Origin of the sequence: Celeribacter sp., from assembly GCF_048270365.1 — a bacterium.
Classification (GTDB): Bacteria; Pseudomonadota; Alphaproteobacteria; order Rhodobacterales; family Rhodobacteraceae; genus Celeribacter.
The window spans coordinates 131,335-145,661 of sequence record NZ_JBLWTA010000009.1 but is presented as its reverse complement, the minus strand read 5'-3'; the positions used below and the strand labels follow the sequence as shown (position 1 = coordinate 145,661).

Below are 14,327 nucleotides of genomic sequence, written 5' to 3'. Positions count from 1 at the left end.
AAAACTCTTTTCTGATTCCTATAGAGGAAAAGTCTTTGGGAGGGGCAGGCGTGTGTCAACGGCGAACACGCGAGATATGGGGAAAACCGGCGAGTTATCCACAAAATATCGCATTTGCGTGACGCAGAGCGCTTGAACGGAGTGACTTATTTCTCCGTCTTCTTAGCTGCAGCGGCTTTCATCCGGGCCAAAAGTTCCGCCTTCGGCGCGGCTTTCCCGCCCGGCGCCTGACGTTTGTGTTCACCATGTTTCGGCGCTGCGGAGGGCTTTTTCGCGCCGCCCATTTTCGAATAATCCATCGACATACCTCATGAGAGTTGGTCCTTGTGATGCCTTGAAATCGCAGCCTGGGCAAGCCCTGTCACGCGGCACAAAGACCTCTCTCAGAGAGCTTTCAACGCCAAGGCATGGTGTTGCAGGTGCCCGGCACCCAATCCTTGGCGCCGGGGCCGTCGGAACAATCCAACTGAGCTTTCGACATCGCCTGATCGCCGATGAAGGTGCCTTTCTTTAGCTTGCACTGGGTGACCTGCATCGCCGCGGTTTCCATTTGCATCAGGATCATTCTGCGCGAGGGCGGCGGGAAGACGGCGTTGACGCGATGAATCTCGACGCAATTGCGGGTCTCTTCGGTGTAGACGCGATAGCTGTTGCCGCCGAGTTCTACGGTGGAAAACGCCGCGCGGGAATAGCCCAGCGCAGGGCTGTCGGCCATGCAGGCGGGCAGCATGAGAGAGAGAGCGACGAGAGGCACAAGATGTTTCATGGCGCGAGATTGCGCCAGCTTGGTTAACCAAGTGTTAACACCACTCCGATCCCGGCCCTCTCAGGCGCGCGACACCATCAGCTAAAACGACTGCATCCCGCCGCGTTTCGGATCGAGCAGATTGGACGGCCCGGTTTCGAGAATCTCGACCTCATCCCCCAGCACCATATTGCCCTCTTCCTCGACGACCATGTTCTGACCGAAGATGATCTTGCCCGACACGGATCGGTGAATGCGGCGCAGTGTGGCCAAGGGCTCATGCGGATGCGTTTGCTCGCCGGACTGCGGGTCTTGGGTTATCATCACGCAGCGGTCACAGGGTTTGACGATCCGCACGACGGTCGATCCGATACGCAGCACGCGCCACGTGTCCTCGCTCCAAGGTTCGATATCGCCCGCGATCACGACATTGGGGCGGAAGCGGCGCATTTCGACAGGCGAGGCCAGTTCTGCGTTCAGCTCAGCCAAAGAGGCCTGCGTCGTCAACAACAGCGGAAAGCCATCGGAGAGGGCGGTGTAGTGACCGTCAGGCGCATAGATGCGATCCACGGAGCGGCGCGCATGATCGGGGAAATAGACCAGACGCACCTCGCGCTCGAGCGCGGAAGACAGGAAATGCGAGGCGTAATTACCCGCGTCCTCGACATCGTCCACCTGGGTCGAAAAAACGCGGACAGACACGGCGGCGCCGCTAGGATAGGGCACATCGAGACGGCTGCCCTCGAAGGAAATCGAGACGCCGGTCTCCGTATCCACGGCATTCAAATGCGCCATATGGGGCAATTCACGCCGCGTCGCCACCTTGCCGTTCGGATAGACCACGGCCCAGCGTCGGTCGCCCGCAATCCCCATGAACTGAACCTTGACGGCGGCATGATCCGTCCCGGTCAAACTCTTCACTGGGTAGGTGGTGATGCGCGCCAGCTTCATTGGCCCCTCGAGCAGACTTCAAGATTCGCCCCCTCCTAAACGATTCGGTCTGAAAAGAGCAGTTGGCTCAAAAGACAGGCTCGTCATCTGGGCCGTCATTTTGCGACAAAATGCCGACGCCGGGCTCTAGGAGAGCCTAACGACAATTTGACATGCATCAAAGATATAGGCTTTGCCTCCATTATATTCCAACAATAGAATATGATTAGGAGACCTGAAATGAAACCTTCACGCGCGGCCGACCACTACGTGCCCACGTATTTCCTCGCCTCTTTGGGTGCGGGTGGCCTCTCTGTCACCTTCTTTATGTATCTGATGTTCTGGGTGCCGCATCCGGGGCGCCCCGTTCCGGTGTTCGAAGACATTCTGGCGGCATGGGGCACCGGCAGCCTGCCGATGCGTCTGGGCCTTGCGGTGGCCATCGCGGGCATCGCCGTTTTCGTCTTTCTCAACCTCAAACTGCTGATTTGGAACTTGAGCCAACATGCGGCGCTGAAGCAAACCGAGCGCTACACGCAGTTGCGCAATTCCAACGCCGAATCCACGCTTTTGGCGATGCCTGTGGCACTCGCCATGTCGGTGAACGGGCTGTTCATCGCGGGGCTGGTGTTCGTGCCGAACCTCTGGTCCATCGTGGAATATCTCTTTCCCTTCGCGATGATCGCTTTTGGTGTCATCGGCTGGATCGCCCTGTCGATCATCGGGGATTTTCTGGGCCGTGTTTTGTCCAAAGGCGGCGTGTTCGATGTGACCTCGCACAACTCCTTCGCCCAGATGCTCCCGGCTTTCGCGCTCTCCATGGTCGGCGTCGGTTTTGCCGCCCCTGCCGCCATGTCGCATGTGCCTTGGGTGGTCGCGACCGCCCTCGTGCTCTCGACCTTCTTTGCCGTCGCCGCCTTGGTCTATTCCCTCGTGGCGCTGACCACAGCCTTCAATTCGATGCTGCATTATGGCACCCACGAAGAATCCGGTCCAACGCTTTTGATTGTGATCCCGATCGTGACAATCCTCTCGATCCTCTTCATGCGGCAAAACCATGGTTTGCACACCTTTGACGGCCATTCCGATCCGGCGAGCACGATGATGTTCCTCGCGCGCATGTTGTCGCTTCAGGTCGTCTTTCTAGGCCTCGGCCTCGTGGTGTTGAAACGTCAGGGCTATTTCAAAGATTTCGTCTTCGGTTCGAAGACCTCGGCGGGGTCTTATGCGCTCGTCTGTCCGGGGGTTGCCCTGTCTGTGCTGATCCAATTCTTCGTGAATTCGGGACTGGTGCAAGCCGGTGTGATTGCCAAATTCGGCGTGACCTATTGGGCAATCACCGCCGTCGCGATTGCCTTTCAAATCGCCATGATCGCCTTGGTTGCCCGTCTCAACGCCCAGCATTTTAGCCGCTCAAGCGCCAAGGCTGTGCCTGCGGAATAATCAAAACCGCTCACCCCCCTCCGTACGCGTCACGCTCTCTGCGTGGCGCGCGCCATCTTGCCGTATCTGCGCTTGCGGCCAGACCTCCGCAGGGTAAAATCGTCCCTCGTGGCCTCAGGCCCCAAAGCGACCAAACCCCCAAAGCGACCAAACGAGGTACAGCAGCGGCATGATCTTTCATTTCGGACTTTTTCTAGGCTTTCAGCTCATAGGCGAGGTTCTCGCCCGGACGCTGTCTTTGAACCTCCCCGGCCCGGTCATTGGCATGATCCTCTTGGCCGCGCTTTTGTTGCTACACCCCCGCATCGGCCACGCCATTGAGAAAACCGCCACAGGCTTTCTCTCGCATCTGTCGTTGCTCTTCGTGCCTGCGGGCGTCGGCGTGGTGCAATATCTCGATCAGATCTCCGACATCGGCCTGCCTCTGGCCGCCGCCCTTTTGGGGTCCACGGTCCTCTCCATCGCCGCGGGGGCCTTGACCTTCAAATATGTCAACCGTTTGAGAGGCGTCCCCGACGAAACCCCGGAATGAATGAAATTCTCAACATCTGGAGCTACCTCTCCGAAGGGCCGCTTTTGTGGCTGACCGTCACGCTTTTCGCCTATCTGATCGGGCTGGGCTGTTTCAACCTGTCGGGCAACAAACCGGTGGTGAACCCCGTCTTGATCTCGATGGTCCTGCTCTCCGCTCTGCTGAAACTCACCGGCACCAGCTACGCGACCTATTTCGAGGGCGCACAATTCGTGCATTTCATGTTGGGCCCGGCCACCGTCGCCCTCGCGGTTCCGCTTTGGCAGAACTGGCAGCGCGTCAAAGCCGCCGCCGTCCCAATGTTGGCCGCTTTGGTCGTGGGCGGCACCGTCTCCATGGCGTCTGCGGTCGCGATTGGGTACGCCTGCGGGTTGCGCGGAGAGCTGTTGCTCTCCTTGGTGCCCAAGGCCGCGACCTCTCCCGTCGCCATCGGCGTCTCTGAGGCCATCGGCGGCCTGCCGACGCTGACCGTGGCGTTGGTGCTGATCACCGGCGTAATCGGCGCGGTGGTAACCACACCTTTGCTCAACGCCCTGCGCATCCGTGACTATCGCGGGCGCGGTTTTGCCACCGGCGTCGCCGCCCATGGCATCGGCACGGCGCGGGCCTTTCAAGTCCACGGCACGGCGGGGGCTTTCGCGGGCATCGGCATGGTGTTGAACGCCATCCTCACTGCCCTTGTAGCACCTTTGTTCGTTCACCTGTTTTTCTAGGAGCCATCATGACGTTGAAGCTTCTCGGCATCTCAGGCGCCTTGCGGGCGCAATCGACCAACACCAAGCTCATGCATGAGGCTGTGCGCCTGTTCGGGCCCTGTGATTTCACCCGCGCCGACCTGCGCTTGCCGCTTTACGACGCCGATCTGGAAGCCGAAGGCATGCCGCCCGAGGTCACCGCATTGGCCGAGCAAATCCGCGACGCCGATGCCGTGGTGATCTCAACGCCCGAATATAACAAGATGATCCCCGGCCTTTTGAAAAACGCGTTCGATTGGATCAGCCGCACGGGGATGAAGCCTTGGGAGTACAAACCCGTCGCGATCATGTCAGCGGCGGGAGGACGCGCGGGCGGAGAGCGGTCGCAATATAGTTTGCGGTGGGCAATGACGCCATTCAACGCGCATATTCTGCAAGCGCCAGAGGTCTTGGTCGCGGACAGTTCAAACGCCTTCGACGATCAGGGCCGGCTCACGAATGCGCGCACGATTGCGGGGCTGGAAAAGCTGATGACAGCTTTGCGCGAGGTGGCCTCAAAGCCGGTTTGAGACTTCGATGAGATTACCGTCCGGGTCACGCAGGTAGATCGACAGCAAAGGCCCCGTTGCGCCCGTGCGACTGACCGGTCCCTCTTCGACGCCAATGCCTTTGCCCTCAAGATGCCGCATCCAATCGGCGACAGGCATTTCGGTCAGGAAACACAGGTCCCCCGAACCCGCTTGCACATGGGCCGCTTTCGGCTCGAACTCGCTTCCGACCTGATGCAGGTTGATTTTCTGAGCCCCAAATGTGAGCGCATAACGCGTCGTGCCATCGGCGGGATGAAAGGTCTGAACCTCCATCCCCAGCGCTTCGGTGTAAAACGCCACGGTTGCCGAAAGATCGGCCACGGTCAGCACGAGATGATCGAGAGAGGTCACTTTCATAGACTCGCCTCCACGCGGAAATCCTCAGGAATAGCGTCGCGCCCCTCCAGCACGAGGTCAATCAAAACCTGTGCCGCGAGCGGTGCCATGCCGTAGCCGATCTTGAACCCGCCATTTGCGATGAAATGTCCGGCACGGTCGGGCCAGGCGCCCAGCATCGGCGCGCGGGATTTGGCGCGCGGTCGCACCCCGGCCCAGCGCCTTATTTCCTTCACATCCGCCAGCATCGGCACCGCCGCAATCGCGCGTTCCAAAAGCGCGTCGCATTGCGCGTCGGTCGTCTCGGGACTGTCGAAATCCCGCTCAGACGTCGATCCGATCGCCGTTGTGCCATCCGCGTGCGGAATGACATGCAGGCTTTCACCATAAAGCTGGGGCGCCTCGGGCAACGACAGATCGAGCAGGATCGCTTGTCCTTTCACGCCATTGCCGACCTCTTTGCCAAAGGCCTCGTTAAGCGCTTTCAGCCCCCACCAACCGGAAGCATGGATCACTGCGCCCTCTTCCGCCCCCTCGGCCACCACTTCCCCGCCCAGCGCCGTGATCGCGGCGGCCAGCGCCTGACACGCCCGCCACGGGTTCAGTCGGGCCGAAAGCGTGTCGTGGATGAGATAGCCAGTCGGGCTGAGCGGTGCCCAATATCCGGTCTCGCCCTGCGTCACGACACGCCAGTCGGCTTGGCCTTGCCACAAGTCCTTCGCCTGATCCTCGCGCTCGCGGGCCAGTTGCAACTGACGCTCATCCTTAATGGCCTGCACCCGCCCCAGATTGCCATACCCGGACGACACGCCCCCGGTTGCCTCAACCTCCGGCCAATGGCTGCGCGCCAAGATCAGGCTTTGAAACTGAAACTCTTTCTTGGCATTCCAACGCTCCGGCGTGTGCGGCGCAAGCGCGCCGACGATCCCACCGGACGAGCCATGCCCAACGCCATAAGGGTCGATCACCCGGACCTTTGCGCCGCGCTTCGCCGCCTCATAGCCGCAGGACAGCCCAAAGGCGCCTGCGCCATAGATCGTGATTTCTGCTCTGCCCATATGCGCTTTTACCCGTTGCAAGTGATCCCAGCCCAAAGCATGGTCTGCCAGACCGGCCCTCTCATAAGCTATCCCATGACAAACAACCAGACGGGCGCCCAGCCCGGCGACCAGACAGCCAATATCGAATGGCGCGACGGGCAAATCCCCGTTTCGACGCAATTCGACGACCCTTATTTCTCGCTCGGCAACGGGTTGGAGGAAACGCGACATGTTTTCCTGACGGGCAACAATTTGCCTCTACGCTTGCGGGACGGGTTTCATGTGGCGGAACTGGGGTTTGGCACGGGGCTCAACATGTTGGCTTTGGCGCTCATGTGGGATGGGCCTGGCGTGGTGCGCTTCACCTCGTTCGAGGCCTTCCCGATGGAGACCGCCGACATTCGCACGGCGCTGGACGCCTTTCCCGAAGCCGCCGCCATTGCCGGGCCGTTTCTCGACGCCTGGGCGCAGGGGCTCCGGCAATTCCAACTGGGTCAGATCGAAGTGGATGTAAAAATCGGCGATGCGCGTGAGACACTTGCCGCTTGGGACGGTCAGGCTGACGCCTGGTTCCTCGACGGGTTTTCGCCCGCCAAGAACCCAGAGCTATGGGGCGAAGACCTGATGCTTGAGGTCGGACGGCATACCGCGACGGGCGGCACCTTCGCGACCTATACGGCTGCGGGGCATGTGCGTCAAAAATTGACAGACGCCGGGTTCGCGGTCGAACGCGTGCCGGGTTTTGGCCGCAAACGCCACATGAGCCGTGGGATCAAAGGGGGCATCACATCATGAGCCGTGACAACGCCACACTTGGCACCCTCCTGATGATCGGCGCCACCTTCATCTTTGCGATGCAGGATGGCATTTCGCGACATCTTGCTGATAGCTACAATGTCTTCATGATCGTGATGATCCGCTATTGGGCCTTTGCCGCTTTCGTCGTGGCTCTGTCGATGCGCCAAGGCGGGATTGCCAAGGCGCTACGCTCCCAACGCCCCAAACTGCAATTCTTTCGCGGCGCACTTTTGGCCTTTGAAGTCTTGATCATGATCACCGCCTTCGTGCGCATGGGACTGGTCGATGCCCCCGCGATCTTTGCCGCCTACCCGCTTTTGATCACCGCCCTGTCCGGTCCGATCCTTGGCGAGCGCATCGGCTGGCGGCGCTGGGCCATGGTCGCGGTCGGCTTTGTTGGCGTGATCATCATCATCCGCCCAGGGAGTGGGGTTTTCTCTTTTGATGCCTTAATCGCTTTCACGGCGGCGTTCTGTTTTGCGCTTTACGGCTTGCTCAATCGATATGTCTCCCGCTTCGACGGGGCGAATGTCACCTTCTTCTACACAGGGGTCGCGGGGATGGTGGTGACATCTTTGGTCGGCGCGTGGCATTGGGAACCGATGCTGCCGTCAGATTGGCTCTGGATGGGGCTTTTGTGCATGACGAGCATTGCCGGGCATTACATGTTGATCAAAGCCTATGAGCTGTCCGAGGCGTCGGCAATTCAACCTTTTGCCTATCTGCAACTGCCCTTTGCCGCCATGCTGGGCGTCTTCGTATTCGGAGATTTGATCCGGGCCAATGTGGTGATCGGTGCCATCATTGTCGTCGGGGCCGGGGTGTTTACATTCCTGCGCGCCCAACAACTGGCCCGGCGCTCACGGGTCATTGCGCGTTAACGACACAAACCGTTACCCCCAATGACCCGACACATCAGCGCCCTGACAGCATGTCCATCATATGGACCGGCCCGGTTTCTCCGTGCAGTCGCGCACGATAGACAGGAATACTCTCCGCGACGCGCATGACGTAGTTCTGCGTTTCACGAAACGGCAGATGCTCAATCCAATCGACGGGATCCACTTCGCCCGTGCGCGGATCGCCGTAGCGTTTGATCCAGTCCCGCGCGCGCGTCGGACCGGCGTTATAGCCCACGGCAACGAGCGGAATGTTGTCACCAAACTCTTCGATCAATTGCGCCAGATAGGCCGACCCTAACCGTGTGTTGATGATCGGATCGAAAAGCAAGCTGTCGGAATAGTTTTCAATACCGACCTTCTCCGCCATCGCCTCACCCGTGCGCGGCATGAGCTGCATCAGCCCGCGCGCGCCAACGTGGGACTGCGCCCTCGGGTAAAACTCACTTTCGCGGCGGGCAATCGCCATGGCCAGCTCCGGCTCCACCGGAAGATCGGCCTCAGCCAAAGCATGCAGCGGGTAGTAAGCCCGGTTCAACACGATGCCCTGATCGGCGGCGAATTTCGCAACAAGAACAGCCAGGTACGGATCGTGATCCAAAGCCAGATCGCCCAGCTGCCCAAGCTCTTGCGGGCTCAGGCTTTCACCCAGATGCCGCAGGAACCGCGCGGCAAGCGGCGTCTCCCCTGCCTCTTCCAACACGAGCGCAGCCTTCAAAACCGAAGAGCTCATAAAGCTCGCCTGTTTGTAATCCGCGAACCGCATCTCGCCGGTCAGCGCCGGATCCAGAGGCAGGCCGATTTTTTCCGCCGACAACAATCCGTAGAATGCCGTCTGGAATTGCGCACCAAAGGCATAGGCCGACGCGGCATCGTCGCGAGCGCCCATAGCCTCAAGCGCGCGGCCCTCCCAATAGCCTGCGCGGCCCAATGAGATCGGCGTGCCGACCGCCATGCGGAACCGGTTGAAATGATCCAATGCCAGCCCGGCGTCATCGAGATAGCGCAGCGCGATATAGCCCGACAGCCATTCAAGATCGGCGTAGTGATCCTGTTCGGGCGTCAAACCATGGCGCGAGGCGACGGAATAGGCGATCTTGCCCTTGCCGTCGCGCATCATCTGCCGCGCCAGCATCCGGCGCCGGTTGCCCCATTCCACCGGCTCGCCCAAGCCCTCAGCCGTCGAATGTTGCAGCAAAAGCGTGGTGGCATCTTCGTTGCGCCCGCGCCGCACGCGCCATTCGAACCGCGCATGGGCCAAAATCGGATGATCCGCCAAGGCGGCAGGCACCGCGGTGATCGCCTCATCGACGCCCGCCTCGTCCTTGACCAGTTTGCGCGCGGCCACGATGAGTTTGTCCCAGCCGGTCGGCAGGTTCGGCACCATCCGCAAAGCCTCATCAAACCGCTCCCGCCACAAAAGCATCTCGGTGCGCGCCACATGGTGTTTCGTCAGGATCGAGCCATAGCGCGACAGCAGGACCGTTTCTTCCTCGGCGCCCATGGGCAGGGTGTTCCAGGTCAGCACCGCTTGCGCCTGCGCATCCGCCGACATGTTCAGCGCCTCATAGGCCGAGATCAATCGCAGCGCGCCGCGCCCGGTTTGCGGCGGATAGGCGGTCAGATAATCGACCACCCCCTTTGGGTCGGCGTCCGTCGGGATCACCGCCTCGCCCTTTTCCGCCAATAGCGGCAGGCCCGGCCAATCGGCATTGCGTTTCAGGAAATCGCGATAGGCCTCGAAGGTGCCTCGGCCTGCCCGCAGGTAATCCCACTCGATGATGTCACGTCCGACGCCTTGGGCCTCCTGACGGGCCCGATCCCAGTCGCCTTGGGCGCGCGCCTCATAGGCCCGCGTCAGCGCATCCGATTCGGGAGAGGCGGCCATGGAAAATGGAGAAAGCAAAGCAAATACAAAAGCATAAACTGCTTTTGCGGAGGGCGTTTTGGGCATGATCTGGTCTTGTTCTTATGAGAGCTGCTCTTGTCTTGCGGACCAAAGTAACGGCTTCGAAATATGCAGCAACACAGATTCTTGTGAACGGGCGCGAAGGCGGCTAGTTTCCGCCGGAACTTTCAGGGGCGACTCACACCCCTTTCATCACGACGAACGAGCAAACGAAAAGGAGCGTACGATGTTCAAAGGATCCATTCCTGCACTGGTGACGCCGTTTAAGAACGGCGAACTGGATGTCGATACGCTCAAACGTCTGGTCGAATGGCATATCGAAGAAGGCTCTGCGGGCCTCGTTCCCGTCGGCACCACCGGTGAAAGCCCGACGCTGAGCCATGCCGAGCATGAAAAAGTGATCGAGATCGTGGTGGAGACCGCCGCAGGCCGTATGCCGGTCATTGCGGGTGCCGGGTCGAACAACACCCAAGAGGGCATTCGCCTGATCAAACATGCGGCCAAAGTGGGCGCGTCCGCCGCGCTGGTCGTGACGCCCTATTACAATAAGCCGACGCAAAAAGGCCTGATCGCGCATTTCACCGCGATGCATGACGCCGCCGAATTGCCGATCGTGATTTACAACATTCCGGGCCGTTCGGTGATCGACATGACCACGGACACGATGGCGCAGCTCTCGAAACTGCCCCGCATCGTGGGGGTCAAGGATGCCACCGGCGATCTGTCCCGCGTGCCGAAAACCCGCATGGCCTGTGGGCCGGAGTTCTGTCAGCTTTCGGGCGAGGACGCGACGGCTCTCGGGTTCAACGCCCATGGCGGTGTCGGCTGTATCTCCGTCACGGCCAACGTCGCGCCGAAACTGTGCGCCGAGATGCAGGCCGCCTGCGCGCTTGGTGATTACGCGAAAGCTCTCAAAATCACCGACAAGCTGATGCCGCTGCATCTGGCGATCTTCATGGAGCCGGGTGTCTGTGGTGCGAAATATGCGATGTCCTTGCTGGGGCTCTGCTCCGACGACGTGCGCCTGCCGCTGACGCCTTTGTCCGACGACACCAAGGCCGCGATCAAATCCGCCATGGAGCATGCCGGGCTGCTCTAAAGTTCGCGCAAATCGACGTCGAGAAAGGGCTCCATTCGGGGCCCTTTTTTTCATCTCGAATGCCGACTTTCCAATTGGTTGCGCCGCACATGGCGCAGCACTTCCATCAAGAGCGCGGTCATCATCCCGATGTTCAAAAGCCCGTTCGTCGCGGCAAACCCGCCGAGCAAACGCCAATTTTCCGGCAGCAACAAATCGCCAAACCCAAGCGTCGTGAAGGCCACGAGCGAGAAATACAAAGCCTCTTCGAAATGCGCGAACAGGCCCAAAAGACGGAACCCAATCGCCCAGATCCAGACCCCCGCCGTGATCATCCACAAGACCGCAATCACCGCGCCGAACAGAACCACCGCAAGCTTCGGCCGATGCGGTTCGCGGATCAGCCAGCCATGCGCGCGTTGCAGAGTCAGCTCCATGACCAGAAACCCCAAGGCGGCCACAAAGACCGACAGGAGGATCAGGGTTGAGCCGACGAAAATCTGGATGAACATAGGCGCCTCAAAGAGATTTCCCGATGTTTTGCCAGAATTCCAGACACGGGGCCAGTGGACAGATCGTCCACAAACACCTATCTGAGCACACATCATGGCCAAGAAAAAACAAACGCCCGAAGAAAAGAACTACAAGGTCATCGCCGAAAATCGGCGGGCCCGTTACGACTATGCCATCGAGGATGACATAGAATGCGGGGTCATGCTCACCGGCTCAGAGGTCAAATCGCTGCGCACCGGCCAGTCGAACATCGCCGAAAGCTATGCCTCGGTGGACAATGGCGAACTGTGGCTGACCAACTCCTATATCGCGCCCTACGAGCAGGCGATGTTCCCGCATGAGGAACGCCGCAAACGCAAGCTTTTGGTCTCGCGTCGCGAGCTGTCGAAGCTTTGGCAGGCGACGGGGCGCGAAGGCATGACGCTTGTGCCTTTGGTGATGTATTTCAACCATAAGGGCCGGGTCAAAATCAAACTCGGCATCGCCAAGGGTAAGAAAACCGTCGACAAACGTCAGACGGAAGCCAAGCGCGATTGGGGTCGCCAGAAACAGCGCCTGCTGCGCCACGGCGGTTGAATTTTCACGTCTCAGTTACTTTATTGCGCCGCAAGCCGCATGTGCGGCGGGCGATGCTTGCACGCGCCTTGAGAGAAGGCTAAGGCAGAACCCGAAAGCTCAGCAAAGGTCTGATCATGCCCTATAGCGATCCCAAAACGCTCGTCTCGACCGACTGGCTCGCCGAGCACCTCAAAGCGCCGGAGCTTCGCCTCATCGACGCCAGTTGGTACATGCCGGCGGAGGAGCGCGATTGTCTCGACGACTATGAGCGTGAACATATTCCCGGCGCGCGGTTTGTTGACATCGACGAGGTCGCAGACCTGCGCTCCGATCTGCCGCATATGTTGCCGCCCGTCGAGAAATTCATGTCCCGCATGCGGGCGCTTGGCATTGGCGACGGGCATCAGGTGGTGGTCTATGACAGCTCCGGCATGTTCTCCGCGCCGCGTGTGTGGTGGATGTTCAAATATTTCGGTCAGGACAATGTCGCTGTCCTCGATGGTGGCCTGCCGAAATGGAAAGCCGAAGGCCACCCGGTCACCGATCAGCCGCCGACCATTCGCGACCGCCATATGATCACCGAACTGCACCCCGAATTGGTGCGCGACGTGACACAGGTTGCGGCCTCGGCCAAGCTGGGCGATCACGTGATCATTGACGCACGCTCGCGCGAACGCTTCCGTGGCGAGGCCCCTGAGCCGCGTGCCGGTCTGGCCTCCGGTCACATCCCGAATTCCCGAAACGTGCCGTTTGGCGAGGTGTTGAACCCCGATGGCACGATGAAATCCACCGACGCGCTGCGCGCCGTGTTCGAGGCCGCTGGCGTTGATTTGAACAAACCGGCCATCACCAGCTGTGGGTCAGGGGTGAGTGCTGCAATCTTGGGCCTCGCGCTCACCCGTCTTGGCGTGCCTTTCGCGCTTTACGACGGATCCTGGGCGGAATGGGGCATGTATGGCGACCTGAAAGTCGCGACTGGAGACGCGTAATGCTGAGCAATCTGAAACCGCAACCAGCGGATAAAATCCTCGAACTGATGGCGCTGTATCAAAACGATCCGCGCGACACGAAGATCGATCTTGGCGTCGGCATCTACAAAAATGCCGAGGGCGAGACCCCGGTGATGCGCGCGATCAAAGCGGCCGAAAAGCAGCTTTGGGACGTCGAGACCACCAAGAAATACACCGCGCTCTCCGGCGATCCGGCCTTTGGCGCGGCGATGAAGTCCTTGGTTCTGAGCGACAGCGTGGATCACGCCCGCGTTGGCGCCATTGCGACGCCGGGTGGCACGGGTGCTGTGCGTCAGGCCCTGGAGCTGGCGAAGCTGGTCGATCCCGAAACTACGATCTGGACCTCGAACCCGACCTGGCCGAACCATGTGTCGATCATCAAGTTCATGAAACTGAACCACGCCGAATATGCCTATTTCGACGAGGCCTCCTGTACCGTCGATTTCGACGCCATGATGGAGAGCCTCAAGGCGTTGAAAGCGGGTGACGTGGTGCTGCTGCACGGTTGCTGCCACAACCCGACCGGCGCGAACCTGACGCTGGAACAATACGGCCTTGTCGCCGATCTGATCGCTGAGAAAGGCGCCACCGCTCTGGTGGACATCGCCTATCAGGGCTTTGGTGACGGTCTTGAAGAAGACGCGGCGGCGACCCGTCTTTTGGCCTCCAAACTGCCGGAACTTCTGATCGCCTCAAGCTGTTCGAAAAACTTCGGTATCTACCGCGAGCGCACCGGCTGCCTCATGGCGATCTCTGAGTCCGCCGAGCAGACCCCGGTGACCCAAGGCACGCTGAACTTTTTGAACCGTCAAAACTATTCCTTCCCGCCGGATCACGGTGCACGTCTGGTGACGATGATCCTCACCGACGAGGCGCTCAAAGCCGACTGGATGGCGGAGCTGGAAGAGGTGCGTTTGGGCATGTTGGGCCTGCGTCAACAGCTCTCCGACGAGCTCAAGCGCCTGACCAATTCGGATCGCTTCGACTTCATCGCGCGTCACCGCGGCATGTTCTCCCGCATTGGCGCAACGCAGGACGAGGTGCTGAAAATTCGCGAGGACTTCGGCATCTACATGGTTGGCGACTCGCGCATGAATATCGCGGGGCTGAACGCAGAAACGGTGCCACTTTTGGCACAGGCCGTGGCGAAGACCTGCAAGTAAGCTCTCGCGACAGTTATGGATCAAAAGCGCGCTTCGGCGCGCTTTTTTCGTGCTAGATTGAAAATGTCGCACCCAAGATAATGGCGCG

General features: G+C 60.0%; 17 protein-coding genes. 10 read left to right on the top strand and 7 right to left on the bottom strand.

The features are described 5' to 3' along the window. Positions 1 to 146: 146 nt before the first annotated feature. From ACN0X0_RS13900 to ACN0X0_RS13890, 3 genes are all read right to left on the bottom strand, one after another. Complete coding sequence (locus tag ACN0X0_RS13900) at positions 147 to 299, bottom strand: hypothetical protein (protein ID WP_226551078.1); 153 nt, start codon at positions 297 to 299, stop codon at positions 147 to 149. 95 nt (positions 300 to 394) lie between these two features. After that, complete coding sequence (locus ACN0X0_RS13895; protein ID WP_417279640.1) at positions 395 to 766, bottom strand: hypothetical protein; 372 nt, start codon at positions 764 to 766, stop codon at positions 395 to 397. An 81-nt stretch (positions 767 to 847) separates the two neighbouring features. Continuing rightward, the gene (locus tag ACN0X0_RS13890) at positions 848 to 1,696 is read right to left on the bottom strand and encodes an MOSC domain-containing protein (RefSeq protein WP_417279639.1); all 849 of its coding nucleotides are present in this window, start codon (positions 1,694 to 1,696) and stop codon (positions 848 to 850) included. 219 nt (positions 1,697 to 1,915) lie between these two features. Here ACN0X0_RS13890 and ACN0X0_RS13885 point away from each other — a divergent pair, with 219 nt between their 5' ends. The 4 genes from ACN0X0_RS13885 to ACN0X0_RS13870 all read left to right on the top strand — a co-directional run bounded on the left by ACN0X0_RS13885 (position 1,916) and on the right by ACN0X0_RS13870 (position 4,914). After that, positions 1,916 to 3,118, top strand: coding sequence for a TsoY family (seleno)protein (locus ACN0X0_RS13885; protein ID WP_417279638.1), 1,203 nt, complete (start codon positions 1,916 to 1,918; stop codon positions 3,116 to 3,118). 169 nt (positions 3,119 to 3,287) lie between these two features. Continuing rightward, positions 3,288 to 3,650, top strand: coding sequence for a CidA/LrgA family protein (locus ACN0X0_RS13880; protein ID WP_417279637.1), 363 nt, complete (start codon positions 3,288 to 3,290; stop codon positions 3,648 to 3,650). After that, positions 3,647 to 4,363 carry an LrgB family protein gene (locus ACN0X0_RS13875; protein WP_417263727.1) on the top strand — a complete coding sequence of 239 codons (717 nt, stop codon included), beginning with the start codon at positions 3,647 to 3,649 and terminating at the stop codon, positions 4,361 to 4,363. The genes ACN0X0_RS13880 and ACN0X0_RS13875 overlap by 4 nt, the downstream gene beginning before the upstream one ends. Before the next feature lie 8 nt (positions 4,364 to 4,371). Continuing rightward, the gene (locus ACN0X0_RS13870) at positions 4,372 to 4,914 is read left to right on the top strand and encodes an NADPH-dependent FMN reductase (RefSeq protein WP_417279636.1); all 543 of its coding nucleotides are present in this window, start codon (positions 4,372 to 4,374) and stop codon (positions 4,912 to 4,914) included. On the opposite strand, the gene ACN0X0_RS13865 is transcribed toward ACN0X0_RS13870, so the two are convergent. Next, the gene (locus tag ACN0X0_RS13865; protein ID WP_417279635.1) at positions 4,900 to 5,292 is read right to left on the bottom strand and encodes a VOC family protein; all 393 of its coding nucleotides are present in this window, start codon (positions 5,290 to 5,292) and stop codon (positions 4,900 to 4,902) included. The two genes, ACN0X0_RS13870 and ACN0X0_RS13865, sit on opposite strands and share 15 nt — an antisense overlap. Then, positions 5,289 to 6,329 (bottom strand): NAD(P)/FAD-dependent oxidoreductase, encoded by a 1,041-nt coding sequence (locus tag ACN0X0_RS13860; protein ID WP_417279634.1) that lies wholly within the window; start codon positions 6,327 to 6,329, stop codon positions 5,289 to 5,291. The genes ACN0X0_RS13865 and ACN0X0_RS13860 overlap by 4 nt, the downstream gene beginning before the upstream one ends. Positions 6,330 to 6,404: 75 nt before the next feature. Here ACN0X0_RS13860 and mnmD point away from each other — a divergent pair, with 75 nt between their 5' ends. Both mnmD and ACN0X0_RS13850 read left to right on the top strand, forming a co-directional pair. Beyond that, positions 6,405 to 7,106, top strand: a complete 702-nt coding sequence (mnmD, locus tag ACN0X0_RS13855; protein WP_417279633.1) for a tRNA (5-methylaminomethyl-2-thiouridine)(34)-methyltransferase MnmD — start codon at positions 6,405 to 6,407, stop codon at positions 7,104 to 7,106. Further along, the gene (locus ACN0X0_RS13850; protein WP_417263732.1) at positions 7,103 to 7,990 is read left to right on the top strand and encodes a DMT family transporter; all 888 of its coding nucleotides are present in this window, start codon (positions 7,103 to 7,105) and stop codon (positions 7,988 to 7,990) included. The genes mnmD and ACN0X0_RS13850 overlap by 4 nt, the downstream gene beginning before the upstream one ends. A 34-nt stretch (positions 7,991 to 8,024) precedes the next feature. Here the strand turns inward: ACN0X0_RS13850 and ACN0X0_RS13845 are convergent, their stop codons facing one another. Next, positions 8,025 to 9,962 (bottom strand): lytic transglycosylase domain-containing protein, encoded by a 1,938-nt coding sequence (locus tag ACN0X0_RS13845; protein WP_417279632.1) that lies wholly within the window; start codon positions 9,960 to 9,962, stop codon positions 8,025 to 8,027. Positions 9,963 to 10,143: 181 nt separating this feature from the next. On the opposite strand from ACN0X0_RS13845, the gene dapA reads away from it, so the two are divergent. After that, positions 10,144 to 11,016: a 4-hydroxy-tetrahydrodipicolinate synthase gene (gene dapA, locus ACN0X0_RS13840; RefSeq protein WP_417279631.1), complete on the top strand. Its 873-nt coding sequence runs from the start codon at positions 10,144 to 10,146 to the stop codon at positions 11,014 to 11,016. Between the two features lie 50 nt (positions 11,017 to 11,066). On the opposite strand, the gene ACN0X0_RS13835 is transcribed toward dapA, so the two are convergent. Beyond that, positions 11,067 to 11,507 (bottom strand): ion channel, encoded by a 441-nt coding sequence (locus tag ACN0X0_RS13835; protein ID WP_226551093.1) that lies wholly within the window; start codon positions 11,505 to 11,507, stop codon positions 11,067 to 11,069. A gap of 94 nt (positions 11,508 to 11,601) precedes the next feature. Between ACN0X0_RS13835 and smpB the strand changes: the two genes are divergently transcribed. The 3 genes from smpB to ACN0X0_RS13820 all read left to right on the top strand — a co-directional run bounded on the left by smpB (position 11,602) and on the right by ACN0X0_RS13820 (position 14,239). Then, positions 11,602 to 12,084: an SsrA-binding protein SmpB gene (gene smpB, locus ACN0X0_RS13830; protein WP_167600916.1), complete on the top strand. Its 483-nt coding sequence runs from the start codon at positions 11,602 to 11,604 to the stop codon at positions 12,082 to 12,084. Positions 12,085 to 12,200: 116 nt separating this feature from the next. Then, positions 12,201 to 13,055, top strand: a complete 855-nt coding sequence (gene sseA, locus ACN0X0_RS13825) for a 3-mercaptopyruvate sulfurtransferase (RefSeq protein ID WP_417279630.1) — start codon at positions 12,201 to 12,203, stop codon at positions 13,053 to 13,055. Then, entirely contained in the window at positions 13,055 to 14,239 is a 1,185-nt protein-coding gene (locus ACN0X0_RS13820; protein WP_417279629.1) for an aromatic amino acid transaminase, read from the top strand. The genes sseA and ACN0X0_RS13820 overlap by 1 nt, the downstream gene beginning before the upstream one ends. Positions 14,240 to 14,327: the final 88 nt, after the last annotated feature.

Excerpts from the sequence above, each read along its gene's own strand:
- ACN0X0_RS13900 (WP_226551078.1), bottom strand. The coding sequence starts at position 299 with ATGGATTATTCGAAAATGGGCGGCGCGAAAAAGCCCTCCGCAGCGCCG.
- ACN0X0_RS13895 (WP_417279640.1), bottom strand. The coding sequence starts at position 766 with ATGAAACATCTTGTGCCTCTCGTCGCTCTCTCTCTCATGCTGCCCGCC.
- ACN0X0_RS13890 (WP_417279639.1), bottom strand. The coding sequence starts at position 1,696 with ATGAAGCTGGCGCGCATCACCACCTACCCAGTGAAGAGTTTGACCGGG.
- ACN0X0_RS13885 (WP_417279638.1), top strand. The coding sequence starts at position 1,916 with ATGAAACCTTCACGCGCGGCCGACCACTACGTGCCCACGTATTTCCTC.
- ACN0X0_RS13880 (WP_417279637.1), top strand. The coding sequence starts at position 3,288 with ATGATCTTTCATTTCGGACTTTTTCTAGGCTTTCAGCTCATAGGCGAG.
- ACN0X0_RS13875 (WP_417263727.1), top strand. The coding sequence starts at position 3,647 with ATGAATGAAATTCTCAACATCTGGAGCTACCTCTCCGAAGGGCCGCTT.
- ACN0X0_RS13870 (WP_417279636.1), top strand. The coding sequence starts at position 4,372 with ATGACGTTGAAGCTTCTCGGCATCTCAGGCGCCTTGCGGGCGCAATCG.
- ACN0X0_RS13865 (WP_417279635.1), bottom strand. The coding sequence starts at position 5,292 with ATGAAAGTGACCTCTCTCGATCATCTCGTGCTGACCGTGGCCGATCTT.
- ACN0X0_RS13860 (WP_417279634.1), bottom strand. The coding sequence starts at position 6,329 with ATGGGCAGAGCAGAAATCACGATCTATGGCGCAGGCGCCTTTGGGCTG.
- mnmD (WP_417279633.1), top strand. The coding sequence starts at position 6,405 with ATGACAAACAACCAGACGGGCGCCCAGCCCGGCGACCAGACAGCCAAT.
- ACN0X0_RS13850 (WP_417263732.1), top strand. The coding sequence starts at position 7,103 with ATGAGCCGTGACAACGCCACACTTGGCACCCTCCTGATGATCGGCGCC.
- ACN0X0_RS13845 (WP_417279632.1), bottom strand. The coding sequence starts at position 9,962 with ATGCCCAAAACGCCCTCCGCAAAAGCAGTTTATGCTTTTGTATTTGCT.
- dapA (WP_417279631.1), top strand. The coding sequence starts at position 10,144 with ATGTTCAAAGGATCCATTCCTGCACTGGTGACGCCGTTTAAGAACGGC.
- ACN0X0_RS13835 (WP_226551093.1), bottom strand. The coding sequence starts at position 11,507 with ATGTTCATCCAGATTTTCGTCGGCTCAACCCTGATCCTCCTGTCGGTC.
- smpB (WP_167600916.1), top strand. The coding sequence starts at position 11,602 with ATGGCCAAGAAAAAACAAACGCCCGAAGAAAAGAACTACAAGGTCATC.
- sseA (WP_417279630.1), top strand. The coding sequence starts at position 12,201 with ATGCCCTATAGCGATCCCAAAACGCTCGTCTCGACCGACTGGCTCGCC.
- ACN0X0_RS13820 (WP_417279629.1), top strand. The coding sequence starts at position 13,055 with ATGCTGAGCAATCTGAAACCGCAACCAGCGGATAAAATCCTCGAACTG.